This window comes from Streptomyces sp. NPDC041814 (genome assembly GCF_055590565.1).
This window is the reverse complement of record NZ_JBVJAM010000002.1, coordinates 898,873-925,566: the sequence shown is the minus strand read 5'-3', so window position 1 is coordinate 925,566 and position 26,694 is coordinate 898,873. Positions and strand designations below refer to the sequence as shown.

The following is a 26,694-nucleotide window of genomic DNA, read 5'->3' as shown; positions in this document are numbered from 1 at the left end:
CGGGTTCTCCAGGAGCGCCACCAGGGTGAACCGTGCGCGCGCGGCGCGCCGGGCGTCCCGGGGGGATCCGGTTCAGCGGCGGTGCCGGCTGAGGTCGGCGACGGCACTGTGGCTGGCCAGCTGGGCCTCCAGCCGGCTGCGGACCTCCTTGAGCTGGTGGTTCTCGATCTCCAGGACCTGGACGATCCGCGCCACGAGCTGCAGCTGGGCACGCAGGTCGTCGCGCTCGGCGCGCACGCGTGTCAGGTCCTGCTGCTGCTTGGCGGCCCGGGCCCGCGCCGCGTCGGGCAACACGTCGGGGACGGGGGCGCGGGCCTTGACCAGGGCGTAGAACAGGTCCTTGAGCCCGGTGTGCTTGTGGGTGAGCTTGTTACGGCGCAGTCCGGCTTCGGTGGTCAGCGCGACGATGGTCAGCTTGCCGTCGGAGTGCGGCGGGGCGCCGATCGAGGCTGTTACGGCCGCGTTCGGCACGGTCGAGGTGATGGCGAGAGGCCGCGCGGTGGGGGCGGCATGTCCGGACTGCGGTCGTTTCTCGGACCGAGTCCACGACCGCTATCAGCGCAGGCTGAAGGACCTTCCGCTCGCTGAACAGGGCTTCGTGATCCGGTTGACGGTCCGGCGTTTCATCTGCGGAGTGGCGGGCTGTCCCCGCCGGACGTTCGCCGAGCCCTTCTCCCGGCTCGCCGCCCCGCACGCACGGTTCACCACCCGACTCAACCACGCCCTGGAGCAAGTGGGGCTCGCCCTGGCCGGGCGGGCCGGAGCTCGGCTGGCCGCCCAGCTGGGCTTCGGCGCGGGACGGATGACCTTGTTACGCAGGATCATGGCATTGCCCGATCCACGGTTCAGCACGCCCCGGGTGCTGGGAGTCGACGACTTCGCGATCCGTCGCGGCCAGACCTACTCCACCGTCTTGACCAGCGTCGAAGACCATCGCGTGGTCGATGTGCTCCCGACCCGCGAAGCCGGGCCACTGGCCGCTTGGCTGATCCAGCACCCAGGCGTGGAGGTCATTTGCCGGGACCGAGCCGGCGCGTACGCCGAGGGCGCCCGCCGCGGTGCCTCCGACGCTCTGCAGGTTGCCGACCGGTTCCGCCTGTGGCAGGGCCTCGGCCGAGCTGTTGACACCTGCGTCGCCGCCCACCGCGAGTGCCTGCGCAATCCGTCGCCCACTGGCACGCTGGCAGGCACGACCCGTCCTGGCCCCGGTATGCCGCAGAACGACTCGGCGCCCCTCGGCCGGCGGGCCGAACGGAAGAAGGCAGTGCACGCCCTGGTCCACGAGCTCCTCGCCCAAGGCCACTCCCGCCGGGCGATTGCCCGGCACCTGGGCTGGGGTCTCAACACCGTGCTCCGGTACGCGAACGCCATACGCTGGCAGGACACCATCCGCGAGAACCGGCCCCCGCCCAGCAGACTGGACCCTTACAAGCCCTACCTGGAGCGGCGATTCGCCGAAGGATGCACCAGCGTCACGCGACTGCACGGTGAACTCATTGCCCCCAACGCGCCCGTCACTTACCAGATGGTCCGCGCCCACATTGCGACCCACCGCGGGGCTCCGGCCGGCGCGGCCCCGCGGCCGCCGTCTGTGCGGCAGGTGACCGGCTGGCTCACCCGGCACCCCACGGCTCTGACCGAGGAAGACGTCGCCGGCCTGAAGGAGGTCCTGGCCCGCTGCCCCGAACTGGAGAAGGCTGCCGGACTCGTCCGCGACTTCGGCGAGATACTCACCGACCGCCTCGGCTCCACACTCCCCGCCTGGATCAACGCAGTCGATGCCAGCCAACTGCCCGGCCTCACCGGCTTCGCACTCCACCTGCTCCGAGACCTCGACGCCGTGACCGCCGGGCTCACTCTCGATTGGAGCTCCGGCAGTATCGAGGGCGCCGTCAACCGCATCCAGAAGATCAAGCGGCAGCTCTACGGCCGCGCTGGATTCGAACTACTCCGCAAGATGATCCTGCTGCAGTAGCACTCCAAGCCCTCCGATCCTTCGCCAAGGTCCGAAAGACAGCGTCCTGGGAGGCCAGTTAGGGCGTGTCGGCACCGACGGACATAATGCCGCTGTGGACCTGAGACCGGAGTTGTTGCCCCCGCCCGTGAGTCGGCAGCGACTGAACGAGCTGTGCACTGAGGTTGAGCGGATCGCTGAGCTGCTAACCGCCCACCCAGAGGTGGCGGGCGGGGAGATCGAGGCGTTCAACGCGATGACCGGTCAGGACTACGTGGCTCTCGACTTTGCCGAATACGACGGCAGCAGGAGCCTGGAGGAGTTCGCGAGGGAGGCGGCCCGGCCGGCTCGCCCCGTGATCGCGGACATCACCCGGGACGAGCTCGTTGAGATCGTCCGCAGACTCCTGACTGCCTCTGAGGAGAGCGACTACTATCTGCGTCTGCTGGAAGCAAACGTGTCGCATCCCCGGGTGAGTGACCTGGTCTTCCACCCCTCGGACATCCTTCAGGACCCGTCTCCCGAGCAGATCGTCCATGAGGCTCTGAAGTACCGGCCGATCGCACTCTGAGTAAATCGAACTCGAACGTCACCCTCCGCGACCCCAAGATCTGTGCCAGAGCTGGTTCTCGGGTTCTGGCGCAGGTTCTGTGAACCCGCGCCCACGTGGTTCACGTCTCCCTCGGAGCGAGGCGCTGATCTGCCAGTTCGCCAGGGGCACCAGCCTCGGCCACCGGGGATCAGCTCGACTTCACAGAAGTTGCGCCAGTGCCGGTTCTCGCGAACAGAGCCAGTCGGTCATGATCGCGAGTGTGGCGGTGGCTGGGGCGTGATGGCGGGCGCCCGGGCCGGGGATCACTGGCACGGGGGGCGCCGCCTGGGTCGTGTTGACCCACCGTCAGGGGAACACCGGGGCTGGCCCGTCAGGTTGACTACGGTTCATGCATTCTCGTGCGACTCTCCGTGACGGTCGTATGTCGCACTACTACTTCGAGCGGGGAATCCGATGTCGGGCGTGCCGGACCACGCGAACCATCTCTCCGCAGCCCGTTCGTCGGTGAACTTCGACCCGGAGCGCGCCCCTGATCGGCATTCTCTGGATAATCACGGCGGTAGCAGAACTCCGATGATCACCCCAGTCCGTTGCCTGGGCGGCCTTCCACCACGAGCCTGGTTCCAGACCGGCTGGCATCCCAGGTCCTTGTCGAGCGCCGCGCTGGGCGAGGAACCGGCCGCCCGGCACGGCCGGTATCCCGTCGGGCAGCCGCAGGAAGGGCCCGGCGAATGGATCCTGCACGAGAACCACGTCGACAGCACCGGTGTCACCGCGCACTACGGCGGCGGGCGCGGTCTCTACCCCCTTCTGGGCGCCATTACCGTGCACGGCCGCACCGGACCACAGATCGAGCACGCAGGCATCCGCCTGATCGGACCCGGCCGGGTTGGGCAGCGCTCGGCGCAGGTCGACGTAGAGCCCGTCGGTGACCAGATCGTGCGCTCCGTCGTGGTGGGCGCCGATGGAACGGATGACAGCGGTGCCGAAACCCCACCCCTCAAGGGTGGTGGTCTTCATGCCACCACGATTCCGGCACGCCCACCACGGCGACAGGGGTTGCCCGTTGACGACACCCCTCCCCGTTTCAGCTTGTTCTTTAACCTGAGCGCAGTCGGGCGCGCAGGATTGCGGCACCGTCACCCTCAAGGCCCTCGCAGGCCGCTGCGCGGCCTGCCATCCCCATCACAAGCGAGAGGGTTGGCCCCCGGAGCAGATCCCCTGAGCCGGTGGTGAACGGTCCGTCCGTAGCCTCGACCCGCAGACCCGCGATCGCGGTCTTGCTCGGTACGGTGAAATCGCGGCTGGCGAAGAACCGGGCAACGGCGGTCGTCGTGGCCACTGGGGGTGTGCGCACAAGACCCAATGGCCGACGGATGTCCTCGCTGTGGACGACGATCTCCCCCAACCAGGCCGCAGTATGTCCTGTCGGCCCGGCGGACCCGGCGGCAACTTCGCGAAATCGCCGCAAGGTCTCTTCAGGTGTAGCACCACGGTGCTTTGCGAGCCGGCGGTTGTTGTGCAGATCGGGGTCGAACCGCGCGGCCAGCATGCTCAGCAGCCAGCGCCACATCCTTGTGCTGGCACCTGCCGTCAGATGGGCTACCACCTCCTCCACGGTCCAGCGCTCACACAGTGATGCTTTCGCCCACTGGGTTTCGCTGAGTTCGGCGAGGTCTTGAGCGAGCGCCAACCGCTCGACGTGGATCGCCCTTTCCAAAGCCTTCCGGGTCTCCAGGAAGTGTGGTTCAGCCACAGGCCAGCCTCCAGTATCGAGTGTCCTCCATCAGACTCCTATCGCAGCCCGAACTCATCGACTGCACCCGCATAGCGGATCGATTCGACCTTCTTGTGTCGACAAGATCCTCGAACTAATAAGTCATCTCATTTGGCGAGTCGGCGGTAGCAGATGAAGGTGCAGGCGATGCTGGTGAAGGCCAGGAAGTGGTCGGCCTTGCGTTCGTAGCGGCGGTGGAGTCGTGGGCAGCCGGCGAGCCAGGACATGGTGCGTTCGATGGTCCAGCCGTGCCGGCCGAGGCGTTGTGAGGTCTCGATGCCCTTGCGGGCGATGCGGTGCCGGATTCCGCGCCCGGATAGCCATTGCCGCAGGTGACGATAGTCGTAGCCCCTGTCGGCGTGGACCTTGCCGGCCGGCGTCGACGGGGCCTCGGCGGGAGCGGATGGGCGGTATGCCCTTCACGAGCGGGATCAGGGCTTGGCTGTCGTGGACGTTGGCGCCGGAGATTGCGACGGATATGGGCAGACCGGTCCGCTCGGTGATCAGGTGGATCTTCGACCCGTACTTGCCCCGGTCGACAGGATTCGGTCCTGTCAGGTCCCCCTTTCCAGAGCCCGCATATTCACCGAGTCGATTGCGCACCTCGACCAGTCCAGCTCGCCTCGGGCACCGAGTTCGTCGAGGACCAAGCGGTGGAGCTTGGCCCACACCCTGGCCTTCGACCACTCCGAGAACCGCCGGTGGGCAGTCGCTCCCGACGGGCCGAACGACGCCGAAGGCAGCTGCTGCCAGGTACAACCCGACGTGGCCACGAAGACGATCGCGGCCAGCACCTCCCGGTCGCCGTGCCGACGCCGGCCACCACCCTGCGGCCGCGACGGCGCCTCCGGCACCACCCGCTGGAACAACTCCCACAACTCGTCCGGCACCAGCCGCTCAACGATCCCCACCATGACGCACAGAATACCGAGACACCCAAATGAGATGGCTTCTTATTGAGCGCCGAGGTACAAGCTGGCCGTGTCGTCTGCCTTCGGAAGAGGCTGCGTGCGCCAGGGAGCTACCGAGTCGGCTTCACCACCTGTCCTACCGGGCAAGACTTCGGACGGTGCAGGCAGTTTTCCGTGCATGTGCAGCCCGAAGTGCTGTGCCACGGGCGTCGCGCGGGCACTCCGGTGGCGGGCGGCCGGGGCAGGGCTGATTCTGGTGCCGTGGCCGTGGTCGCGTGCGGATGCCGGAAGCGGGTCCCGCTCAGGGGGCCGAAGGAGCTGGCGTGATGGCTGATTCCCCTCTGATCGTCGTGGACGACAGCGGTGTGGTCACGGGTTGGAGCAGCGACGCCGAGCGGTTCTTCGGACTGTCGGCCGCCGAGGCGACGGGGCGGCCCGTTACGGACGTTCTGGCGGGCGGCAGGTGGCTGCGGAGGGGAGCGGACGCGGTGCCGGGGCTGTGGGCGCCGGCCAGGGGGGACTGGGGCACCGGGGGGACCGACGGGGATGTGGGGGCCGTCGGGCAGGCGCTGCTGGACATGATGTTCTCCCAGGATTACATCCCCGTACGCGTCCTCGATCCGGACTTGCGCGTCATGCGCGCGAGCGTCCCGCCCGCCGCCGGCCGGAGCGAGGGTGAAGGGCTGCGGGGGCGGCTCTTCACCGAGCTGTGTGGCTTCGAGGAGCCGGAGGCGGTGGAGGTTTTCCTGCGTGAGGTCTTGGGCACCGGCGTGCCCGGGATCCGGCACCTGTTCCACGCCCGCCCGGACGCCGCACCCGACGACGCCCCCCGTGAGAGGCGCGAGCTGGCCGTCACGGCGCTCCGGCTCCAGGAACGGCCGGGAGGCGGTGGGGTTGAGCCAGAGGGAGACGGCGGCGCCGTCCTCGGACTGGCCGTGTCCCTGATCGACGTGACGGACGAGACCCGACGCCTACACCGGGAGAAGGTCCTCACCACGGTGCGCGGCAACGTAGGCGCGTCGCTCGACGTCGAGGCCACCTGCCGCGAACTCGTCGAGGCGCTGGTCCCCGCGTACGCCGACGTGGGCGTGGTCGAGGTCGTCGAGGCACTCCTGCGCGGCGAGGCCCCGCGGCCCGGGCCTCTGGAGGAGGACGTACCGCTGCGGCGTGCCGCGTACAAGGGTCTGCCCGAACCGGCCCGTCAGGTGGGAGACATCCGCACCCTCGTCCACGGCACCCCCTACCAGCAGGCCCTGTCGGACCTGCGGGCGCGTGTGGTCCCGCTGACGGGTGAGCCCTGGGCCGACATCGACCCGGCACAGGCGCGCGTCATACGAGCCGCCGGGACGCACTCGCTCCTGCTCGCGCCACTGACGCTGCGCGGTGCGGTCATTGGGCTGCTCAGCCTCTACCGCTACGGCGACTCCGAGCCGTTCACCGAAGAAGACATCCCGGTCGCGGCGGCGGCGGCCTCCCGGGCCGCCCTCGGTATCGACAACGCGCGCCGCTACGTGCATGAGTACACCGTCGTCAGCGCGCTGCGCAGGGCTCTCCTTCCGCAGCGGTCAGCGGAACAGCCCGCCGTCCGGACCGAACACCTCGTGCTGCCCGGACGAGACAGCACCAGCTGGTTCGACACGATCTCCCTGCCGGGAGCCCGGACCGCCCTGGTGTTCGGGGAGGTGACCGAGCACGGTATCCACGCGGCCACCGCCCTGGGGCAGCTGCGCACCGTCGTCCAGGCACTCGCCGTGCTCGATCTGGAACCCGACGAGCTGATCGCACGCGTGTATGACGCCGCGTCGAGGCTGACGCAGGAGCGGAATCAGCTGCCGCCGGACGACCCGCTGCACCGCAGGCCGCTCTCCGCGTCCTGTGTGTACGCCGTCTACGACCCCTTCAGCGAGACGTGCGTCGTGGCCTCCGCCGGTCACCCCGCCCCGCTCGTCGTGGACCCGGAAGGCACGGCCTCCCTCGCCCAGGTGCCCGTGGGACCGCTCCTGGGCGCCGAGGACCGGGAGCCCGTGGCCGCGGCCACGGTGCCCTTGCGCGAGGGCAGTCTCCTCGCCGTCTACAGCGGCGGTCTGCGCGACTACGCCGAGCCGCCCTCGAGTGTGCTGCGCGGGGTGCTCGCCCAGCCGGACGACCGTCCGCTGTCGCACCTGTGCGACGCGGCCGCGCGAGCGCTGCCCGACTCTCCCGCGCTGCGGGGCTCCGTCCTGCTCCTGGCCCGGACCCGGACCATGCCCCCGGAACGGTACGCGGCCTGGGAGCTGCCGCCCGACCGGTCCGCGCCGGCCGCCGCCCGGCGGCTGGTGGCCGAACAGCTCGCCCACTGGCATCTCTCCGACGACACGGGCATCGCGACCGAGCTGATCGTCAGCGAGCTGGTGACCAACGCGGTGCGCTACGGCAGCCCGCCGGTGAAGCTCCGTCTCATCCTGGACCGCGGACTGACCTGCGAGATCTGGGACGGCAGCACCACCGCCCCACACATGAAGTACGCCGGGGCGGCAGACGAGGGCGGGCGGGGACTCTTCATCATCTCCCAGCTCGCCACGCTGTGGGGCACCCGGTACGCCCCCCAGGGCAAGACCGTCTGGTCGGAGCAGACACTCACTCCTCACGGGGAGTGAGCGTCCCGCTCCGGTCACGGCGGAGGGAACGGGCGGCGACGCCTTCACAGTGCCCGTCGGCCTGCCGCTCGCACGCCACGTCCCCGGCCATCACGCCGACCACAGCCAGGCCGGCCCCGTCAGACGCCGGGCAGGACACCTGCCTCGTCCTGGGGCGTCGGCAGTGAGTTCACGGCGCGCGACGGTCGTCGCGCACCGTGAACCGCCGCTCGGTGGCAGCTGCGTGGGTGAGCACAGCGGCGACGTCGGGTTCAGCCTTCCAAGGTGCGATCAGCCGTAGGACCGCTGCGCAGACTTGTGCGCCCGGGTCTCTCCGACTCCAGCTCTGTGATTCCCCCACGCAACGACCGCGTCCCCGTCGCGCTCCAACTCCCACCACCAGTCCATCGGGTCGTCGTACGCAGCGATGAGTAGCGGCCCATAGCGGGCCTCGGCTGCTCCCGACGGCAGTCTGGTCAGACTGCTCTTGGCCCGTCCACGAATCACCGTGTCCTGATGGCTCATAAGGTCGAGAAGCACCCTCCCCGCTGGGACATCTCCTCGCTCAGCCCGCTGGGCGATCTCTTCGAGCGCCGCCATGCGCAGCGAGTTCGGTTCACTTTCCAATGTGGTGGCAAGCACTGTCATCGACACCGAGGATGTCCCCGAAGCAGCATCGCCCACGACACAGGCAAGGCAGGAGCTTGACGGTGCCCCGGGATTGCGCCGGTTGGGCCCGGCAGGCGTAAACCTGGAGGCGTCAGCTTCGCCGATTTCGGCGTACTGGTTGAGCGGGTGGATAAGCGCGTCCAGGGTCTCGCGCATCGCCAGCAGTTCGAGAGAAGCTCGCGGTAGCCCAGGCCAGCTGTTCTGCACCTGCATCCAATTGCCCGTCGCCACAGCGGCGTGGCGTTCGAAAGATGCCTCGTGACGCCCCAGGCAGCCACGAACTGTGGTGAGCATCGCGTCGACCGCGGCTCGCACGGGCTCGGGCCCTGTGACAACCAGTTCGGTTTATGCCTCCGCCAGAGCCGTGCGCAGTTCCCGCAGCGACTTGAAGACAGCTCTCCACATCTCGAAATACAGGTCGTCGTGGAGCACTCCCCTACTGAGCATCATCTCTAGGAAGCGCCCCACGGCGCGCCGGGCGACCGTTCGGTCGTCGCGCGCATGCTGTAACGCGGCCAAAGCCTGCGCGATCTTGGATGTGGATACGTCATCCAGCGCCGGCAGTCGCTGATTGGCATCAACGATCTGGCGCAGCATCTGCTGGGTATCGCCGGGATTTGCCGAGGCCAGGCATTGCTCCGCGATCGCAACCAGGCCACCAGATGCGAGTCGTCGGCAAAGGCCCTCGCCGGCAGCGCCCACAGTTCTCTTACCTCGGGATGCCCTGGTGCCTTGAACGTTCGTCCAGGCGCCGGCGCCTTGTGCTTGCGCTGGATCAGCAGCTGAGGCTTCTGCGTTGGCTCGGAAAGCCGGCCGGGAACGAGCAGCGTCCTGGGCCGCCTCGTCCCTCATCGGGTTTCGGGCCGGTGCTCGGTGATCCAGTGGGCGGCCAGGAGGCCGGACACGGCGGTGAGGACTGCGGCGGCGATGACGGTGGCGTTCAGGCCGAGGGTGTCGGCGAGCACGCCGGCGAGGAGAGCACCGGTGGCGTAGCCGATGTCGCGCCAGAAGCGGTAGGTGCCGAGGGCGTTGACGCGCCAGGTGGGGTGCGCGTGGTCGGAGACCGCTGCGATGAGGGCGGGATAGACCATGGCGGTGCCGAGACCGAGGGCCACGGCAGACAGGAGGCCCGCGAGCAGGGGGTTGTCGAGCAGAGCGAGGGTCAGGACGAATCCGGTGGCTTGGATGAGCATCCCGGTGACGATGAGGGGTTTGCGGCCGACGCGGTCGGAGAGGTGGCCGGCGGGGATTTGGCCGATTCCCCAGATGATGGGGTAGAGGCCCTTGATGAGGCCGACGGCTGCCAGCCCGAGGCCGTGCTCGGTGAAGAGGAGAGGGAAGACCCCCCAGGTGAGTCCGTCGTTGAGGTTGTTGACGAGGCCGGCCTGGCTGGCACCGCGCAGTGAGCGGTCACGCCAGGAGGTGCGGGCGAAGGTGGCTGCTGTGCCGGTTTTCTCGTCGGCGGGCAGAGGCGCGGGGTGCTGGGCGAGTTCGAGGGCGACGTGTGCGGCGGTGTCGCGGACGATCAGGGACAGGGCGAGGCCGGCGACGACGAAGACGACGCCGAGGAGTTCGGGGACGGGCCGCAGGCCGTAGCCGGTGGCGAGGTATCCGGTGAGCAGCGCGGTGACGCCGACGGCGGTGTATCCGGCGGCTTCGTTGAGCCCAGTGGCGAGTCCGCGGCGGGCGGGGCCCACGAGGTCGATCTTCATGTTGACGGTCATCGACCAGGCCAGCCCCTGGTTGAGGCCGAGCAGGACGTTCGCGGCGACGATCCAGCCCCAGGACGGCGCCCAGGCGAGCATGAAGGGGACGGGGACGCCGATGAGCCAGCCGGCGAGGAGGAGCTGCCTGCGGCGGAAGCGTGCCGTCAGTGCTCCGGCAGCGAGGTTGGTCAGGGCCTTGGTGGCGCCGAAGGCGATGATGAAGGAGAAGACAGCCAGGTCGCTGGTCAGGCCGAAGACGTCCGTGCCGATGAGGGGCACGGTGGTGCGCTCGAGGCCCACCAGGCCGCCGACGGTCATGTTGACGATGACGAGAAGGGTGAACTGGGGCCAGTTCTCCCGCAGCCCGAGGCGCGCGGTTGTCCCGGTGGGCTCCCTGCTCGTGGTGTTCGTGGTCATGCGTCGGCGTCCTTGCACGGTGCGGGTGTGGCTGCGGTGGGAAACAACTGTGGTCCGGCCTGATGCGTGCCGGACCGGGGCGGGGCCGGTGGCGGCGGAGCCGCCGGGAGGTCAGACGAACGCGTCGAGGAGCATGAGGACGGCGACCGCGAGGAGTACGTAGGCGAAGGTCCGTCGCAGCGTGTCGCCGGAGAGCCGTTGAGCGTAGCGCTTGCCGTCCCAGGCGCCGAGGATTGCTGCCGCGGTGAACGGCGCGATGACGGCCCAGTCCACAGTGGCGGCGTCTCCGGCGCGGGCGACGAGAGCGGCGAGGGAGTTGATGGTGATGACGAGGAGGCTGGTGCCGAGAGCCCGGCGCATGGGAAGGCTCAGTACCCGGACCAGGGCGGGGACGGCCAGGAAACCGCCCCCCACGCCCAGCAGTCCGGTCACCGCGCCGAGCCCGGCTCCGGCGGCGCCCGCCTTGAGGGGACGCACCTCGCCGCTGGCCGGGGCGTGCGCGGGCCGCAGCATGCCCACAGCGGCAGTCGCGGCGACCGCCGCGAAGGCGACGGTCAGCGCGGTCTGCGGCAGGCGGCCGGCGGCCGCTCCGGTGAGCATGGCCGGGACGACGCCCGCCGCCGCGAACAGCAGGCCGGTGCGCCAGGCCACGTTGCCGTCCCGGGCGTGGCCCACGAGCGCGGTCACGGACGTCACGGTGACGATGATCAGGCTTGCGGTGATCGCGTCCGCCGGGCTCAGTCCGAGCAGGTAGGTCAGCGCGGGCACTGCCAGTACGCTGCCGCCGCCGCCGAGTCCGCCGAGGGCCAGGCCGACGACGGCCCCCGCGACCAGCGCGAGGACCAGGGCGGTCATGCCACAGTGCCGCGGTTACCGTGCGCGTCGACGACTGGGTGCCCGGCCGCCGCCCACGCCGTCATGCCTCCCTTGACGTCCACCGCGTCCAGGCCGCGTGCGGAGAGTAGTTCGGCGGCCTTCTGCGAGCGGTTTCCGCTGCGGCAGATGACCACCAGCGGCCGGCCGTGGGCGGCCTTTGGCAGGTCGGCGCCTGCGGCGAGGGCGGATAGGGGCGCGTACACGGCACCGGGCGCGCGGCCGGCGGACCATTCCCCTCGCTCGCGTACGTCCAGCAGGACGGCTGGGGCGCCGTCGCCTTGGGTGCGGCGGTGTGCCTCGTCCGCGGTGACGCGTCGGGTGTCACGGGTGAGGCGGGAGAAGAGAGACATCACAGGGCCTTTCAGTAGTGGTCTTTCGGGTGTGAGGACTGCCGAGCCGGTAGCCGTGCCGCCGAGGCGGAGGGTCAGTCGGTGGCGGCGGTCAGTCCGGCGGCGGTGGCGGAGTCGAAGCCGTCGTCGACGGCCACCACGTCACGGCCGGCGGCGTCGAGCAGCGACGCGGCGATTCCGGCGCGCATACCGCCTGCGCAGTGCACCCACACGGTGCCGCGCGGAACCTCGTCGAGCCGCTTGTGGAGCTGATGGATCGGGATGTGGACGGATCCCCTGACATGACCGGCGGCGCGCTCGGAGGTGCGGCGCACATCCAGCACGACGATGTCGTCCGTGCCCTGCTCGGCCAGGCCGGCGAAGGTGGAGCGGGGGAAGGACGCCAGCCGGGTACTGTCGCCCGCCCACTCCTGCGGGGTGCCGGTGGCGGCGGCTGCGGGCCGGTCGATGCCGACGCGAATCAGTTCGCGCTGGGCGGCGGCCAGCTGCTCCGGGGACTCGGCGAGCAGGGTGACCGGCTTGCTCCACGGGATCATCCAGGCGAGGTAGGTGGCGAGCTTGCCGTCCGCTTCGAAGTTGAACGACCCGGAGACATGGCCTTCGGCGAAGGCGACCCGGTTGCGCAGGTCCACGACCCACTCGCCGGCTGCGAGGCGGGAGGCGATCTCGTCGGCGTCCGCGACTGCTGGGGGTGTCAGGTCCACCAGGGCGGGCCCGCCCGCGTTGGTGGGGCCCATCTGCGCGTAGTAGGCCGGGACGTCCTCGAGTCCGGCGAGGATCTCGACGACGAAGGAGTCGACGTCGGTGGTGAGCGCCGTGTTGGCGTTCTTCTCGTGGCCGATGGTGGTGCGGTCGCCCTCGGACTGGGCGGAGGAGCAGAAGCTGCCGAAACCGTGCGTGGGCAGGACCGCGGTCTCGTCGGGGAGCTCGGTCGCCAGCCGGTGGGCCGAGGCGTGCTGGGCGCGGGCCAGTTCCTCGGTGAGGCGGGGTTCCACCAGGTCGGGTCGGCCCACCGTGCCGATGAGCAGGGAGCCGCCGGTGAACGCGGCGACCGACGTTTCCTGCTCGGCCAGCACGTAAGTGGTGTGGTGCGGGGTGTGCCCGGGGGTGGCGATGGCCCGCAGTTCGAGTCCTTCCTCGATGGTCACCGTGTCGGCATCGGCCACTGGCACGCTGGTGAACGACACGTTCGCCCCGGCGGGGACCAGGTAGGCGGCGCCGGTGATACGGGCCAGTTCGAGGCCGCCGGTGACGTAGTCGTTGTGGACATGGGTCTCCGCGACATGGGTGATCCGCACCCCGCGGCGGGCCGCTGCGGCCAGAACCTGGTCGATGTCGCGGGGCGGGTCCACCGCCACGGCGGCCTGCTCGCCGCCGGCCAGGTAGTGGCGATTGCCAAGGCCCTCGATCTCGATGGTGTCGATGAAGAACACGTGGTCGCTCCTCTCGCAAATACCCCCGTGGGTATCTGTACCCAATGTAACGAAATATACCTAGGGGGGTATTTCGCTCATGAGTACCTCGACGAGATGGTGATCAGACAAATCCGCGGCGAACCGGCTGCTCGGCCCGGCCGGGCCGCATCGCGGAGGGAGAGGATCACAGCCCGCGAGGGCCCCGCGAGGGAGACCGTCACGGGTCCCAGCCGCCGGTACGGTCAGGCCAGGGAGAGGAACAGTTTTTCCAGTTTGTCTTCCGTCATCGACGAGGCTTCGCCGCGGTCCCCCGCCAGGCACTCGCGCATGCCGCCTGCGACGATCTTGAAGCCGGCCCGGTCGAGGGCACGGGAGACGGCGGCGAGCTGGGTGACGACGTCCGCGCAGTCGCGGCCGTCCTCGATCATGGTGATGACTCCCGTGAGCTGGCCCTGGGCGCGGCGCAGCCTGTGGAGGACCGCGCTCACCGCCTCTTCCTGTACTTTCACCGGGTTCTCCTTCGTGTGTGATGTCGTGTGGTGTGCCGTCCCCCTCCGTGACTGGGGTCTCAGGAGTGCATGCTCGGCTCTCGGGTGGTCTGCGGTGCCGTGTCGGCGGCTTGCGTCCGACGCCTGCCGGTCAGCTTCCAGGACCCGGCCACCGCCGCTGCGAGTGCGGCGCCGATCCAGGTCAGAGGGCTGGTCCAGACGGCCGTGGGGAGCTGCTGGCTGAGGACGAAGACGCCCATGACGACGACGAACCAACCAAACGCCTTGCGCAGGGTGTCCTGGGGGATGCGGCCGGCGAACCGGCTGCCGATCAGGCTTCCCACGACGGCGGCGGCGGTCACCAGGAGGGCGAGGTTCCAGTCGATCTGGACGCCGGACAGGTGGCCGGCGAGCCCGGAGAACGACTTCATGGCGATGACCAGGAGCGACGTTCCCACGGCGATGCTCATGGGCAGTCCGCCCAGCAGGGCGAGGGCGGGGACGACGAGGAAACCGCCGCCCGAGCCGACCAGTCCTGTGACCGCGCCGACGATCAAGCCCTCGGTCACAACGAGTTTCACCGGCATCTCGGTGGGGGCGCCCTTGTGTCCGGCCTTCTTGCGTCCGGCACCCTTGCGGAGCATGGCCACGGCGGTGGCCAGCATCATCAGGGCGAACGCGATCAGCAGGACGGTGCCGGGGATGTACTCGGCCAGGCGTCCACCGCCGTACGCACCGATCATGCTGACCGAGCCGAAGATCAGCCCGGTCCGCCAGCGCACGCGGTGGGCTCGGGCGTGCGGGATCAGGCCGACGAGGCTGGTGACGCCGACGACGAACAGGGAGGTGGCGATGGCCTCCTTGCTCTCCTGTCCGGCGAGGTAGACCAGGATCGGTACGGTGAGGATGGACCCGCCGCCCCCCAGGATGCCGAGGCTGATGCCGATCAGGACGGAGGCGGCGAGGACGAGGGTGATCACGAGCGGTCCCGCAGGGAGGCGATGACGGTACGGATGTCGGTGCGCGGTCCCCGGTTGTAGGGCAGCTTTGACAGCATCATGCCCATCGCGCAGGTGTTGCTGAGCGCGGCGAACGTCAGGCCCGCGCCGATCGCCGTGCCCACGAGGTGCACGCCGGGGACGAAGAAGCCCACGACACCGCTGACCAGCACAACCGAGCCGGCGATCAGACGGACCTGGCGCTCCAGCTCCCAGCGCTCCGGGCCGCGGTTGACCGGGGCGCCTGCGGCCTCCCAGGCCATCATGCCGCCGTCCAGGACGCGCAGGTTCGGCAGGCCGGCCTCGGCGAGGGCCTGCTCGGCCTGCGAGGCACGGGCGCCTGAGCGACAGATCAGCACCACGTCCTCGTCGAGGTGCCGACGCAGCTCGGAGCGGTGCTCGCGCAGGGTGTCCAGCGGCACGTTGTAGGCGCCGGGAATGTGAGTGGTCTGGAACTCGCCGGGCGTGCGCACGTCCAGCAGGCGGGGGGCCTTGCCGTTGTCGATGAGGTGCTGGAGGGCGGCGGGGGTGAAGGGGGCGGTGCGGGCGGTGTCGGTCGTCATGGGAACTCCTCGGGTGGTAGCGGGGGGGAAGAGAGGGTGCAGGGGGGCCGGCGCACCCGCGCGGGGGCACGGCCAGGCGCGTGAAGAGCCCGTGTGGGTGCACCGGGGGTTTTGCTGGTGGCGCGGGCCCGGTGAAGGGCCCGGGCCGTGTTTCCGGGTCAGGCGGTGGCGGGCTGGTACAGCGGAGCCAAGGCGGCCCAGCCGCCCAGGACGTCGGAGACGTCGTGGAAGCCGTGGCGGCGCAGGAGGCTGGCGGCGATGGACGAGCGGAGGCCGCCCGCGCAGTGCAGGACCAGCGGCTTGTCGCTCGGGATCTCGTCCAGACGGTTGGGGAGCTCGCCGAGGGCGATGTGCAGGGCATCCTCGATGAAGCCCGTCTCGCCACGCTCGCCGCAGTTACGGACATCGACGACGACCGGCGGGTTGTCGCCCGCGAGCGCCTCGCGCAGCTGAGCCGCCGTCAGACGGCTGGCGGGGGTGACCTCGTCGGCCATCGCGGCCAGCGACTCGCCGGGGTCGGCGAGGTAGCCGGCCGTGCGGTCGAAACCGATCCGGGCCAGACGGGTGACGATCTCCTCCTCGCGGCCTTCCGGCGCGAGGACCAGCACCTGGGAGCCCAGCGGCAGCACCGTGCCGGCCTGCTCGGCGAACCGGCCGTCGGCCGGAACGTTCACCGCCCCGCGCACGTGGCCCGCGGCGAACTCCTGCGGGTCACGGGCGTCGATCACCACAGCGCCCGTCGCACGCAGCGCCGAGAACTCCTGCGCCGACAGCGCCCTCGGACCGCTCTCCGGGTCGAACAGCTCCCGCTCCCGGCGGTTGAGATCCGCGTCGTAGGCGAAGTAACCCGGGGCAGCCGCCTGGCCGGCGGTCACGATCGCGACGAATTCCTGCTCGCTCATCGGCGCGCACGCGTAGTTGGTGTCACGCTGCTCACCGATGGTGGACTGCCGCTCGGTGGAGAGGTTCTTGCCGCAGGAGGAGCCGGCGCCGTGGGCGGGGAAGACCCGCACCTCGTCGGGCAGGCCCATCAGCTTGTTCTGGACGCTGTCGTGGAGCATCGCGCCGAGTTCGTCTGCGGTGACCCCGACCGAGGCCAGCAGGTCCGGACGGCCGACGTCGCCGATGAACAGGGCGTCACCGGTGAGCACCCCGTAGGGCACGGCGTCCTCGGCGTGCTCGAAGACCAGCACGCTGATCGACTCCGGGGTGTGCCCCGGGGTCTCCATGATCTTCAACGTCACGTCGCCCAGGCTGATCGTGTCACCGTCGCCGAACGTGCGGATCGCGTACTCCGTCTCCGCGCGCCGCCCATAACCGATCCACGCCCCGGTACGGGCCGCCATCTCCAGGTGCCCGGCGACGAAGTCCGCGTGAAAGTGGGTGTTGATGACACCCACCACGGTGAAACCGCGCGCCTCGGCGTCGTTCACATACTCCGACACGTCCCGGCGCGGATCGACCACCACGGCCTGCCCGGTGGCCTCGTCGGCGATCATGTACGACGCCTGGGACAGGCACTCGAGGTAGTACTGCGAGAAGAACACGGAAACCTCCATAGCAAGGTGATGTGTACCCCGGGGGGTATTTTGCGGGCCGTGAAGCGCCCCTCCGGAAAAGCGGGCGCGGGGATCACAGGGAGGACAGGGCGCCGGCGTGGAGCCGAGGTACCGACAGGGCTCCGGCATCAAGCCGAGCCCGGGGCCACCCGGCCGCGCTGCCCGCACACCCGGATCCGCCATATACCCCCTGGGGTATTAACGACAGTAAGAGGTTTTTTCGACGTCGTCAAATACCCAGGGGGGTATGGCGGTCTCGCGCCGACCCACATCCGACAGGCCTGCGGCCAAGGCGCGTGGTCCGGTCGCCGTCGCGCCGCAGCTGGCGGCCGCGGAGAGGACGGTGTTCTTCGACCATCTGCGGGGCGCGACCGAGGCTGCGGGCCTTCAGGGCGAGGGTGGGGTGCTGCTGCACCGCCAGGCGCTCTACCTCGCCTCGTACGACCAAGGGCCGGACGCGGCGGCGTGGACCGCGCACACGCTTCACCGGCGTCGTGACGTGCTGGCGAGGCGGGGCTGGTCGCCGCACTGGGCGGAGGCCCGCTCCACCGCCACCGCGCTCGCCCGACTGGGAGACCCGCAGCCACTGCTGGACTCCATCGACCGCGCCCTGGCCGATGACGACACCGCAGAGGCCGCGAACCTCAACTACTGGGCTCTGTGGCTGGGCGCGTTGCCGTTGCCGCAGCCCAACGACGCGTTCATGGGGAACCGGGACCTGTCGGGCTGGGGCCCGGTGACCCTGCTGCGTGGCCTGGCCCGCGGGCTGCACTTGGCGCCCGGGTACGTCGACCTGTACGCGCACTCGCTGTGGGCGCTGCTGACGGCCTTCCCGTGGCTGCCGCAGGCCGCCGGACCGCTCGGGGGCCCGCTGCGCGAGCAGGCCGGCCAGCTCCTGGACGGGGGCGGCATTGTCGGCGAGATCCCGGCGCGAGCTCGCCCACGTCCATTACGTTTTCGATCACAACCGCTGACACCGGCGGACCGTATGGCCGACGACACCACAAGGGCACCGCGAGCTTCATCTCCGAGATGGGCGTGCTCAAGCGCGTCGCACGAACCGGCTGGTGGTTCACCGGCAACAAGGCCCCCGAATCCGTCGCGGAGCACTCCTTCCGCGTCGGGGTGATCGGTTCCGTCCTCGCCATGGTGGAAGGCGTCGACCCGGCCCGGGTCGCGCTGATGTGCCTGTTCCACGACTCCCAGGAGACCCGCATCGGGGACATCGCACACATCGGCCGCAGGTACATCAAGGCCGCCCCGAACCGCGAGGTGACCGCCGACCAGGTCGCAAACGCCCACCCGGCCGTACGCACCGGCGTGCAAGGCGCGGTCGACGAGTACGAGGCCGCCGAAACCGCGGAGGCGATCGTCGCCCGCGACGCGGACAAGCTCGAATGCCTGGTCCAGGCGGTGGAGTACCGGGAGCAGGGCTACAGCCTCACCCGGAGCTGGATCGACACCAGCCTCGCCTCGCTCAAGACGCCGTCCGCGAAAGCCCTGGCCGACGCCGCGCTGAGCATGGACTCCCTCCAGTGGCAGAAGAACTTTCTGCCCTCACCGGCCCCATCCGCAGGAAGGCCCCTGGCTGCTGCCAGGGGCCTTCCTGTCCGGCGCCCGCCTCTGCGCGGCTCAGTCTCCTCGCTCTTCCGCGGATGGACCAGTCTGTCTCGTCACCGCGTCGGGCTGACCAGCCCATTTCGCCCTCCAGCACAGGATGGAAGAGGTTCAGTCACCAGAACTGGAACCGCGGTGGTGGGGCAGGTCAGCCTGTCACCCGAACACGTATCAGGCCCGCTGTGCGGGGACGTGCGACGAGCGTCAGGGTGGGCCCTCGGTCATCGGACCGTTCGGGCCGCCTGCTCGACGATGCGGGTGACGGCCTCGGGGCGGGATACGGAGACCGCGTGTGACGCGTCGATGGTCGTCGTGCGGGCATGAGCGCGGGCCGACATGAAGCGCTGGGCGGCCACCGGGATGTTGCGGTCCTCCGTGGTCACCAGTGACCAGGAGGGGATCGTCTTCCAGGCGGCCTGGGTCGACTTCTCCTCCAGAGCGGCGGCAGCGATCGGACGTTGTCCCGCGGCCATGAGCCTGGCCTTCTCCTTCGGCACGTCTGCGGCGAACTGGTCGCGGAACTTCTCCGGCTCGATGTACACGTCCGCGCCCTGAGCACCGTCGGGCAGCACGTAGCGGACGGACTCAACGGCTTCGCCGAGGGTGCTGCCGGGGAACTTGTCCGTCAGTCCGATCGAGCTCTCGCCCTCGTCTGGCAGGAACGCCGCGATGTAGACCAGTGCCTGCACCTTGTCTTCGAGGCCCGCGGCGGCCTGGCTGATGACGGTGCCGCCGTAGGAGTGGCCGACCAGGACCACGGGCCCGTCGATGTGGTCGAGGACGCTGCGCAGGTAGGCGGCATCGCTCGCCGGACCACGCAGCGGGTTGGCAGCGGACACCACCGGGTAGCCCGCGCTCTGCAGCCGGGTGACGACACCGTCCCAGCTCGCGGCGTCGGCGAACGCTCCGTGTTCCAGCACGACCGTCGGACGTACGGGGTGGTGGGGCGTGGCGTCTGCCGCGGCGGGCAGGGTGACGGCGGCGACGGACAGTCCAACGGCGATGGCCGCGGCGGCACCGAGCAGTACGGATCTGCCGACCGGACGGGCGAGGTGGGTTTTGCGCATGGGTGAAATCCCTCTTGTTCGATGAATAGTGTTCGACGGACCGAAAGGCGAGGCAGCTGGGTGAGTCGAGGAACGGGGCCCGGATCGTTTGGCCGGTACGTGATGGACGGGCGTCCGTCCGCGCCGCGTGAGCAGCGCGGATCGGAGGGCGCGGAAGCCTCGACCGGATGAGGGAGCGAGCTCCCCTCCAGTCAGATGACGGCCACTCACTCGCGCTCCCACGCGATATCTCCCGGACCGTGGTCGGTGTGCGGCGCCAGATCACGAGTGCTTCGCGTGCGACGACGTCGAGGCGGATACGGAGCCGTTTCCCGCAGCGTGTGGCGACCGCGCGAAAGATCTTGAGGCGGTTGACGGCACGTTCGGCGGTGGGCCGTGGGCTCCCCCGCGCGGAGCCCACGGCCACACCTCAGCCGGTACCCTCCAGGACTTCGTAGACGTGCCTGAGGTAGATGTGCGTGCGCTCCGAACCGAGGAGCCCGTCGCCCACCCGGTTCATCGTGTACGAGAATGTGACGCGCCGGTCGAGGTCCATCATGACGATCGACCCGCCCCTGCCGACCCAGAAGCAGATTCTCCCAGTGGGCATGTGCGGCATCGTCCTCGGATCGGCGAGGGCGTAGCCGATGCCCCAGCGGACGGGGACGCCCAGGAACAGGTCGACTCCGTCGGCCTGGACATCGAATACCTTGTCCACCGTCTCCTCGGAGAGAAGCCGGCGGCCGTTGACCTCGCCGCGCCGCGAGACGACGGAGAGCGCTCGGGCCAGGCCACGTGCGTTGCCGTGTCCGTTGACGGCTCCGAGTTCGGCGGAGCGCCACTGCGGGGTGTCGACGTGCTCGTCACGCGCGGGGCTTCCGAGCAACGTCCTGATGAAGATCCCCTCGGGATCAAGACCCGTGGGCATGCCGATGGGCTGCGAGGGGGCCACCAGAGCGGCGATACGCGGCCAGTCGGCCCGTGGCGCGCCGATCTGGACATCAGCCTGCGCCGGCTCGGCGATCTCAGTGGCGACGAACTCTGTCAGGCTGCGGCCGCTGACCCGCCGGACGAGCTCTCCCACCAACTGCCCCTGGGTCTGAACGTGGTAGCCGGACGCGGAGCCCGGCTCCCACCAGGGTGCCTGCGCGGCCAGCCGAGCACTCGCGGTGGGCCGGTCGTAGAGATCCTCCAGGGAGAAGGGCTGCTCCCAGCCGGAGAGTCCCGAGGTGTGGGCCAGGACGTGCCGCACCTCGATGTGCTCCTTTCCCTGGGCGGCGAACTCGGGCCAGTAGTGCGCGACCGGGCGGTGCAGATCCAGCGCGCCCCGGTCGACGAGGATGAGGGCCGCGAGATTGGTGAGGGTCTTCGTGGTCGACCACAGGCTCACCAACGTGTCCCGGTGCCACGGAACGGTTCGCGCCGCGTCCGCGTGGCCACCCCAGAGATCGACTTCCATGACCCCGTCCACATCGACGGCGATCGACGCGCCCAGCTCCTCGCCGGCTTCGAGGTGTGCCGCCAGCGCCGCCCGTACCGGCTCGAACCGGTCGGTGCTCATGCCCTCGACCCCCATCCTCTTCTCCCCCATCAGACCCGGTTCTCCGCCTGGAACATCCACGCGTGCCTCTCGAGATCGGCCGTGAGCCCGACGAGAAGGTCCTCGGTGACGACATCCACCGGGCCCATCGCGACGATGCGCACACGCAGCCTTTCGGTCACGGCGGAGAGCGCGTGCACCAAGGCGTCGACGGCGTCGCTGTCCTTGGTCCAGCCCGGCGGAAAGGCGGGCACGCCACTGGCTTCCGCGATGGTCCCGGCCCGACCGTCCGGGCTGACGCCCAGGGCGGCCGCGCGCTCGGCCACCGTGTCGGCGTGGTTCCGGGCGACGGTGGCGGCCTCGTCGAGCTGGAGGTGGACCGAGCGGAACCGCGGGCCGTACACATTCCAGTGGGCCTGCTTGGCCACCAGGGACAGGCCGAGAAGGTCGGCCAGGGTCGCCTGCAGCGCCGCGCCCGCGGCCTCGCGGTCGCGCTCGGGCAGAGGGTGGTTGACAACCGACACAGGAGTGCGGTCCTTTCGTGACAAGCGCCGGCTCTCAGGCAGCGAGGAAGTCGAGCAGGGCGGCGTTGACCTCGGCCGCGTGGGTGAGCAGCAGCCCGTGCGGAGCGCCGTCGATCTCGACGTACCGCGCGTCGGGCAGGCGGCGGCGGAACTCGCGGGCCGTGGCGTCGATCGGCAGGATGCGGTCGGCGGTCCCGTGCAGGATCAGCGACGGCACGTCGATACGCTCCACGTCGGCCCGGAAGTCCGTCAGCCACGCCGGGACGCACGCGTAGGCCGCCAGGGGGGCCGAGCCGATGGCGGTGGCCCAGTTCGCCCGCAGCGCGGCCTCGCTGAGCCGCGACCCGAGCGTCTCGTCGGTGTTGAAGAAGTCGACGAAGAAGCTCTCGTACCAGGCGTAGCGGTCGGCCTCCGCCTGCTCCGCGATGCCGTCGAAGACGCTCTGCGGCACACCGGTGGGGTTGTCCGGCGTCTGCAGCAGGAACGGCTGGAGCGAACCGAGGAACGCCGCCTTCGCCACCCGCTCCAAGCCGTAGGTACCGAGGTAGCGGGCGACCTCGCCCGAGCCCATCGAGAACCCGACGAGAACCACGTCACGCAGGTCCAGATGCGTCAGAACGGTGTCCAGGTCGGCGGCGAAGGTGTCGTAGTCGTACCCCGTCATGGTCTTGCTCGACCGGCCGAAGCCGCGGCGGTCGTAGGTGATGACGCGGTAGCCGGCCTTGACCAGGGCATCGGTCTGCTTCTCCCACGACTGCCCGTCCAGCGGGTAACCGTGGATCAGGACGACCGGCTGCCCCGACCCGTGGTCCTCGTAGTAGAGATCGATGCCGGTCGAGCCCTCGGTGCCGACGGTGATGGTTCCCATGGTGTGCCTTCCCGCCCGTCCGCCGTGTGCGCACCGGGCATGGCACCAACCTAGGAACTGAGCGGGTCGGACCGCGTCCGTCGGACTACGGCTTCGACGTACGTCATGGTGCCGCGTCCTCCGCGTACGTCATGACGCTGCGCTTTCGGGGTACGCCGTCGTGCCGCCGAGCACCCCGGCGAGTTCGCCGCGGGAGGTGACCCCCAGTTTGGGGAACATCCGCTGGAGGTGGGTGCTCACCGTCCGGGGTGAGACGTACAACCGCTCGCCGATCTCACGGTTCGTCAGACCCTGCGCGGCGAGCTGGGCGACATGCAGCTCGGTCGAGGTCAGCCGGTCGACCGCGGCCGGATCCTGGCGCGGGGACGACGCGCCCGCGGCGCGCAGCTCCTGTCGTGCCCGCTCCGCCCATGCCGACGCGCCGAGAGCGTCGAAGATGTCGCGTGCGGCCTGCAGGGCGACGCGGGACTCCGCTGGCCGCCGGTGACGCCGCAGCCACTCGCCCAGGGCGAGGCGTGCCCGCGCGCCCTCGAACGGCCAGTCACTGGGCACGGCGTCGAGGGCCGCCCTGTACAGCGGCTCGGCGGCGTCCTGCGGGCTCAGCAGGGCCCGGCCCAGCCGCAGCCCGCAGAGCAGGGCGGGCGAGGACGTCGATTCCCCAAGCGGGGTCAGCTCCCGCACGATGTCACGTGCCACCTCCGCGGATTCGCTGCGCACCGCTGCCTCGACCAGCTCCGCGACCGCGTAGAAGCGCAGCCAGGGGTGGAAGGCGGGGTCGGCCGGGTCGAAGACGCGGTGCAGGTGGCCAAACGCGTCGCCGTAGCGGCCCTGGCAGAGGGCCGCCTGCCCGCGGGCCATCTGCATGATGGCCAGCACCGGGCGCCCTCCGCTGGGAAGGGCCTCGCGTTCGGCTTCCGCCGCCCATGCCTCGGCCGCCGGGTCGCCGCTGACGGCGGCCAGCTGCGCGCGGATGGCGTTCACCATCGCGTGTACAAGAGGCTGACCGGTCTCGCGGGCGAGCGACGAGGCCTCCTCTGCGGCGAGGGAACCAGCGCGGACGTCACCCAGCCGTGCGGCGCTCCCTGCCTGGACGCAAAGAGCGCGGGCCAGCATCGACAGCCTGCCCTGCGCTCGCAGGGCGTCCAGCGACCGCGCCGTCAACCGGCTCGCCAGGGCGGGGGCGCCCACCGTCACGGCGGCGCCGCCCAGGAGCTGGTCCCCCTCCGCGTTCTCCGATGAGCGCTCCAGCTGACCCGCCAGGCCCTCCACAGCCCCTTCCCCACGCTCGACCGGCGCCGAGTAGGCCCGCAGAGCGACCAGGTCGGCGTTGTCGGCAGGAACGGGCATCCGGTCGGAAGCGGCGGCGACCCGCTCGCGGGCCGCCGCACCCGGCTCTCCCCAGAAGCACTGCAGGACCGCGCCCCACAGCATGCGCAGCCCCAGCGTCGACTCGCCCCCGGCGGCGATCTCGACCGCCAGCTCGGCCAGCTCGGCGGTCGCGGCGCCCTCGCCCCGCGTCCCCTCGGCCAGAGCGATGCTGACCCAGGCCGCGCGGCCTCGGTCCCGGGCCGAAAGGTCCAGTGAGCGTGCCTGGGTCAGCAGATGCGTCGCGACGTCTCCCTGGCCCGACTCCAGTGCGAGCTCCGCCGCCCGCAGCAGCCGGTCCGCCCGAGCGGAGGGCTCCTTCGTCAGCTCCGCCGCCCGCCTCAGCGCGGCGAGAGCCGCGGCGACCCCGCCTCGCCGCAGGGCTCTGCCAGCAGTGGAGTCCAGATCCCGGGCCACTCGCTCGTCGAGACCGGCGGTGGCCGCGGCACGGTGCCATGCCTGCCGATCGGGCTGCCCCTGGAGCGCGGCGGCCAGCGCGGCGTGCGCGGCCTGGCGTTCCACGGCGGTGGCGGCATGGTGCATTGCCGAGCGGACGAGGGGGTGTCTGAAGGCCAGCCCCTGGGCCTCCACCAGGCCCGCGCCGATCGCCGCCTCGAAAGCACCGGCGTCGACCGCCGTCCCAAGCATCCCGCTCGCCGCGTCGAGGCATTCCTCCATCGTCCCGTCACCGTTGAGGGCCGCAAGGAGCAGGACCGCGCGGGTGTCGGCCGGCAGGCGGGAGACCCGTGCCGTGAACGTCCGCTCCAGCCGCGCGGTCAGCGGCAGCGGACCCGGATTGAGCGCGTACGCCCCGCCGACCGACTGCAGCGCGACCGGCAACTCAGTCAGCGCCAGCGGGTTCCCGGCGGCCTCCTCCAACAGCCGCCGTCTGACCTGCTGTCCCAGTCCGGGGGCCACCGCGTCCAGCACCTGACCCGACACCTCGTCCGTCAGCGGGCCCAGGTGCAGCACCGGCAGGCCGGCGCTGCTGAGGCGGTCGTCGAGGTGCCGGGTGACAGCGACCAGAACGAGGGGGTCGGATTCGATCCGCCGCGCCACGAACCCGAGCACATCGATGCTGGCTCGGTCCATCCAGTGGGCGTCCTCGACGACCACGAGCAGTGGCGCCTTCGCCGCCGCGTCCGACAGCAGGGTCAGCGCGGCCAGGCCGACGAGGTACAGATCGGGTACAGCCTCGTCGACGAGCCCGACGGCCGCGAGCAGCGCGGTGCGCTGACGTCCCGGCAAGTCGTCGATTCCGTCCCTCAGCTGGTGAACCAACTGGTGCAGACCTGCAAAGGGCAGGTCTTCCTCCGACTGGACCCCCACAGCGGTGATCACACGGGTCCCGCCGCGTGCTGCCGCGCCCGCGGCCTCCGCGACCAGCGCGGACTTGCCGATCCCCGGCGCCCCGGTGATCACCGTGGCACCGCCCGAACCGGCGGCCCCCTGCTCGACCAGGGCAGCCAGCGTACGGCGTTCCGTATCGCGACCCAGTAGTACCCGTCGATGCATGCCGCACCCCCGTTTCTCTGTACCTCCCCAGCACCCGACGGCTCCGCGTCCTTGCGAAACCGGACGACCTGGCGGCATCTCCGCTGGTGGGCGGCCTGAAAGCCTGGCCTGGATGCCGTTCACGCAATGGTATGCATGCTACCGAGCGGGAATGACCGCGGTCCGCGTGCGCGAACCGAGCCGCCGCGCCTCTCGACACCCGTCCGCAGCACGAACAGGGCGATTCCGGACCCGGCGGCACTCGCCGGCCCGCAGCCGCCCAGGGTGACGATGGCGCCGTTCGGGAGAGGTGCTCGGCGAGGTGTTCCCTGACACCCGCCATCAAAGGTGCTGGGTCCACAAGACCGCAAATGTCCTGGACAGCCTCCCGAAGTCGGCTCAGCCGGCGGCGAAGAAGGCGATCCAGGACATCTACAAGGCCGAGGACCGTGAACACGCCCGCCCCGGCCCTCGCAGTGTTCGCCAGGCAGTACGGGGCGAAGTTCCCCAAGGCCGTCAAGAAGATCACCGCTGACGAGGACGTACATCCGGGCGATGCCGAGCATGGCTTGGTGGACTCCGTCGCCCTTGAGGCGGCAGTCGCGGAGGATCTTCCAAATCTTCATGCGCGCGAAGACGTGCTCGACGCGGGCGCGGACCTGCTTGTGAGACCTGTTCCGTGCTTCCTTCCAGTCCGGAAGGTCTTCGCCCTTGCGTCGGCGGTGGGGCATGACGAGCCCGGTGCCGGGATAGCCGCCGTCGGCGATCGTGAGTGTTCTGCCGACGGCGGCTTTGGCGCCGGATTCCTTCCATGCCCTGCAGTCGTTGCGGTTGCCGGGCAGGGGCTGGCCGACCACGACGACCAGGCGGGTATCGGCGTCGATGACGACCTGGTGATAGGTCGAGTACCGGTAGTCCTTGGACTGCTCCGCCACCGCGTGGTCCCGGGTTGGGACCAGGGTGCCGTCCACGATGAGCACGGTGTCCTTGACGAACCGCTTGCGGGGTTGAAGCGCGAGCATCGGCCCCAGGTGGTCGATAATGCGGTCCGCTGCCGACTCGGACACCCCGAAGAGTGGGGCGAGCTGGCGCATTGTCAAGTTCGTGCGCCAGTACGCCGCGACCAGCAGAGCCCGGTCCCCCAGCGGGAGGCTCCATGGCCGGCCCTTGCGAACCGCATCCGCACCCTCGCGCCGCAGTACGGTCACCAGCTTGCCGAACAGGCGAGGGCTCAGCCCGGTGAACGGGGCTATCCAGGACGGCTCCGAAGCCGTGATCACACCAGACACCGCGGGATCATTTCACTCGTCACCGGGCGTCCTCGTTCACGGCAGTTCTGGACGGTCTCACCGAACCTTGCTCGGCGCTCCCCACAGGCCCCGGTGACCT

The 26,694-nt window shown here is 70.2% G+C and carries 21 protein-coding genes and 4 pseudogenes; 5 read left to right on the top strand and 20 right to left on the bottom strand.

The annotated features are described in order from the left end of the window. Positions 1-72: 72 nt before the first annotated feature. Positions 73-471, bottom strand: coding sequence for a hypothetical protein (locus tag ACZ6C6_RS09405; protein ID WP_469200712.1), 399 nt, complete (start codon positions 469-471; stop codon positions 73-75). Between the two features lie 10 nt (positions 472-481). Between ACZ6C6_RS09405 and ACZ6C6_RS09400 the strand changes: the two genes are divergently transcribed. Next, a complete protein-coding gene (locus ACZ6C6_RS09400) occupies positions 482-1,975 on the top strand; it encodes an ISL3 family transposase (protein ID WP_469200710.1) in 1,494 nt (497 codons plus the stop codon). A 94-nt stretch (positions 1,976-2,069) separates the two neighbouring features. Next, complete coding sequence (locus tag ACZ6C6_RS09395) at positions 2,070-2,525, top strand: bacteriocin immunity protein (protein ID WP_469200708.1); 456 nt, start codon at positions 2,070-2,072, stop codon at positions 2,523-2,525. A gap of 414 nt (positions 2,526-2,939) precedes the next feature. Here ACZ6C6_RS09395 and ACZ6C6_RS09390 read toward each other — a convergent pair whose 3' ends face one another. The 3 genes and pseudogenes from ACZ6C6_RS09390 to ACZ6C6_RS09380 all read right to left on the bottom strand — a co-directional run bounded on the left by ACZ6C6_RS09390 (position 2,940) and on the right by ACZ6C6_RS09380 (position 5,198). Next, on the bottom strand, positions 2,940-3,527 hold the full coding sequence (locus ACZ6C6_RS09390) for a hypothetical protein (protein ID WP_469200706.1): 588 nt from the start codon (positions 3,525-3,527) through the stop codon (positions 2,940-2,942). A gap of 79 nt (positions 3,528-3,606) precedes the next feature. Next, positions 3,607-4,263 carry a maleylpyruvate isomerase family mycothiol-dependent enzyme gene (locus ACZ6C6_RS09385; RefSeq protein WP_469200704.1) on the bottom strand — a complete coding sequence of 219 codons (657 nt, stop codon included), beginning with the start codon at positions 4,261-4,263 and terminating at the stop codon, positions 3,607-3,609. Between the two features lie 128 nt (positions 4,264-4,391). Then, positions 4,392-5,198: pseudogene (locus ACZ6C6_RS09380) on the bottom strand (IS5 family transposase). A 323-nt stretch (positions 5,199-5,521) separates the two neighbouring features. On the opposite strand from ACZ6C6_RS09380, the gene ACZ6C6_RS09375 reads away from it, so the two are divergent. Then, positions 5,522-7,831 carry a SpoIIE family protein phosphatase gene (locus tag ACZ6C6_RS09375; RefSeq protein WP_469200702.1) on the top strand — a complete coding sequence of 770 codons (2,310 nt, stop codon included), beginning with the start codon at positions 5,522-5,524 and terminating at the stop codon, positions 7,829-7,831. A 270-nt stretch (positions 7,832-8,101) separates the two neighbouring features. Here ACZ6C6_RS09375 and ACZ6C6_RS09370 read toward each other — a convergent pair whose 3' ends face one another. From ACZ6C6_RS09370 to ACZ6C6_RS09325, 10 genes are all read right to left on the bottom strand, one after another. Then, a complete protein-coding gene (locus ACZ6C6_RS09370) occupies positions 8,102-8,794 on the bottom strand; it encodes a hypothetical protein (RefSeq protein ID WP_469200700.1) in 693 nt (230 codons plus the stop codon). A gap of 30 nt (positions 8,795-8,824) precedes the next feature. Then, positions 8,825-9,181 (bottom strand): hypothetical protein, encoded by a 357-nt coding sequence (locus tag ACZ6C6_RS09365; RefSeq protein WP_469200698.1) that lies wholly within the window; start codon positions 9,179-9,181, stop codon positions 8,825-8,827. Positions 9,182-9,327: 146 nt separating this feature from the next. Beyond that, on the bottom strand, positions 9,328-10,602 hold the full coding sequence (locus ACZ6C6_RS09360) for an MFS transporter (protein WP_469200696.1): 1,275 nt from the start codon (positions 10,600-10,602) through the stop codon (positions 9,328-9,330). Positions 10,603-10,713: 111 nt separating this feature from the next. Further along, positions 10,714-11,457, bottom strand: a complete 744-nt coding sequence (locus tag ACZ6C6_RS09355; protein WP_469200694.1) for a sulfite exporter TauE/SafE family protein — start codon at positions 11,455-11,457, stop codon at positions 10,714-10,716. Further along, positions 11,454-11,828 carry a rhodanese-like domain-containing protein gene (locus tag ACZ6C6_RS09350; RefSeq protein ID WP_469200692.1) on the bottom strand — a complete coding sequence of 125 codons (375 nt, stop codon included), beginning with the start codon at positions 11,826-11,828 and terminating at the stop codon, positions 11,454-11,456. Before ACZ6C6_RS09350 ends, ACZ6C6_RS09355 begins: the two co-directional genes overlap by 4 nt. A 74-nt stretch (positions 11,829-11,902) precedes the next feature. Then, positions 11,903-13,261 carry a rhodanese-like domain-containing protein gene (locus ACZ6C6_RS09345; protein ID WP_469200690.1) on the bottom strand — a complete coding sequence of 453 codons (1,359 nt, stop codon included), beginning with the start codon at positions 13,259-13,261 and terminating at the stop codon, positions 11,903-11,905. Positions 13,262-13,485: 224 nt separating this feature from the next. Then, positions 13,486-13,752, bottom strand: a complete 267-nt coding sequence (locus tag ACZ6C6_RS09340; protein ID WP_469200688.1) for a metal-sensitive transcriptional regulator — start codon at positions 13,750-13,752, stop codon at positions 13,486-13,488. Positions 13,753-13,811: 59 nt separating this feature from the next. Then, complete coding sequence (locus ACZ6C6_RS09335) at positions 13,812-14,711, bottom strand: sulfite exporter TauE/SafE family protein (RefSeq protein ID WP_469200686.1); 900 nt, start codon at positions 14,709-14,711, stop codon at positions 13,812-13,814. Beyond that, positions 14,708-15,292 carry a rhodanese-like domain-containing protein gene (locus ACZ6C6_RS09330; RefSeq protein ID WP_469200684.1) on the bottom strand — a complete coding sequence of 195 codons (585 nt, stop codon included), beginning with the start codon at positions 15,290-15,292 and terminating at the stop codon, positions 14,708-14,710. The genes ACZ6C6_RS09335 and ACZ6C6_RS09330 overlap by 4 nt, the downstream gene beginning before the upstream one ends. A 158-nt stretch (positions 15,293-15,450) precedes the next feature. Beyond that, positions 15,451-16,839, bottom strand: a complete 1,389-nt coding sequence (locus ACZ6C6_RS09325) for an MBL fold metallo-hydrolase (protein ID WP_469200683.1) — start codon at positions 16,837-16,839, stop codon at positions 15,451-15,453. A 1,000-nt stretch (positions 16,840-17,839) separates the two neighbouring features. Between ACZ6C6_RS09325 and ACZ6C6_RS09320 the strand changes: the two are divergent. Continuing rightward, positions 17,840-18,408, top strand: a pseudogene (locus tag ACZ6C6_RS09320) (HD domain-containing protein); the annotation flags it as partial. Positions 18,409-18,689: 281 nt separating this feature from the next. On the opposite strand, the gene ACZ6C6_RS09315 reads toward ACZ6C6_RS09320, so the two are convergent. The 5 genes from ACZ6C6_RS09315 to ACZ6C6_RS09295 form a co-directional block, all read right to left on the bottom strand. Next, positions 18,690-19,535, bottom strand: a complete 846-nt coding sequence (locus tag ACZ6C6_RS09315; protein WP_469200681.1) for an alpha/beta fold hydrolase — start codon at positions 19,533-19,535, stop codon at positions 18,690-18,692. 409 nt (positions 19,536-19,944) lie between these two features. Beyond that, positions 19,945-21,075, bottom strand: a complete 1,131-nt coding sequence (locus tag ACZ6C6_RS09310; RefSeq protein ID WP_469200679.1) for a serine hydrolase domain-containing protein — start codon at positions 21,073-21,075, stop codon at positions 19,945-19,947. Positions 21,076-21,104: 29 nt separating this feature from the next. Further along, positions 21,105-21,578 carry a Dps family protein gene (locus ACZ6C6_RS09305; RefSeq protein WP_469200677.1) on the bottom strand — a complete coding sequence of 158 codons (474 nt, stop codon included), beginning with the start codon at positions 21,576-21,578 and terminating at the stop codon, positions 21,105-21,107. Between the two features lie 34 nt (positions 21,579-21,612). After that, on the bottom strand, positions 21,613-22,446 hold the full coding sequence (locus tag ACZ6C6_RS09300; RefSeq protein WP_469200675.1) for an alpha/beta fold hydrolase: 834 nt from the start codon (positions 22,444-22,446) through the stop codon (positions 21,613-21,615). A gap of 129 nt (positions 22,447-22,575) precedes the next feature. After that, on the bottom strand, positions 22,576-25,326 hold the full coding sequence (locus ACZ6C6_RS09295; RefSeq protein WP_469200673.1) for an ATP-binding protein: 2,751 nt from the start codon (positions 25,324-25,326) through the stop codon (positions 22,576-22,578). A gap of 295 nt (positions 25,327-25,621) precedes the next feature. On the opposite strand from ACZ6C6_RS09295, the pseudogene ACZ6C6_RS09290 reads away from it, so the two are divergent. Beyond that, positions 25,622-25,751 (top strand): annotated as a pseudogene (locus ACZ6C6_RS09290) (transposase); the annotation flags it as partial. 90 nt (positions 25,752-25,841) lie between these two features. Here the strand turns inward: ACZ6C6_RS09290 and ACZ6C6_RS09285 are convergent. Continuing rightward, positions 25,842-26,594 (bottom strand): annotated as a pseudogene (locus ACZ6C6_RS09285) (transposase); the annotation flags it as partial. Positions 26,595-26,694 lie beyond the last annotated feature (100 nt).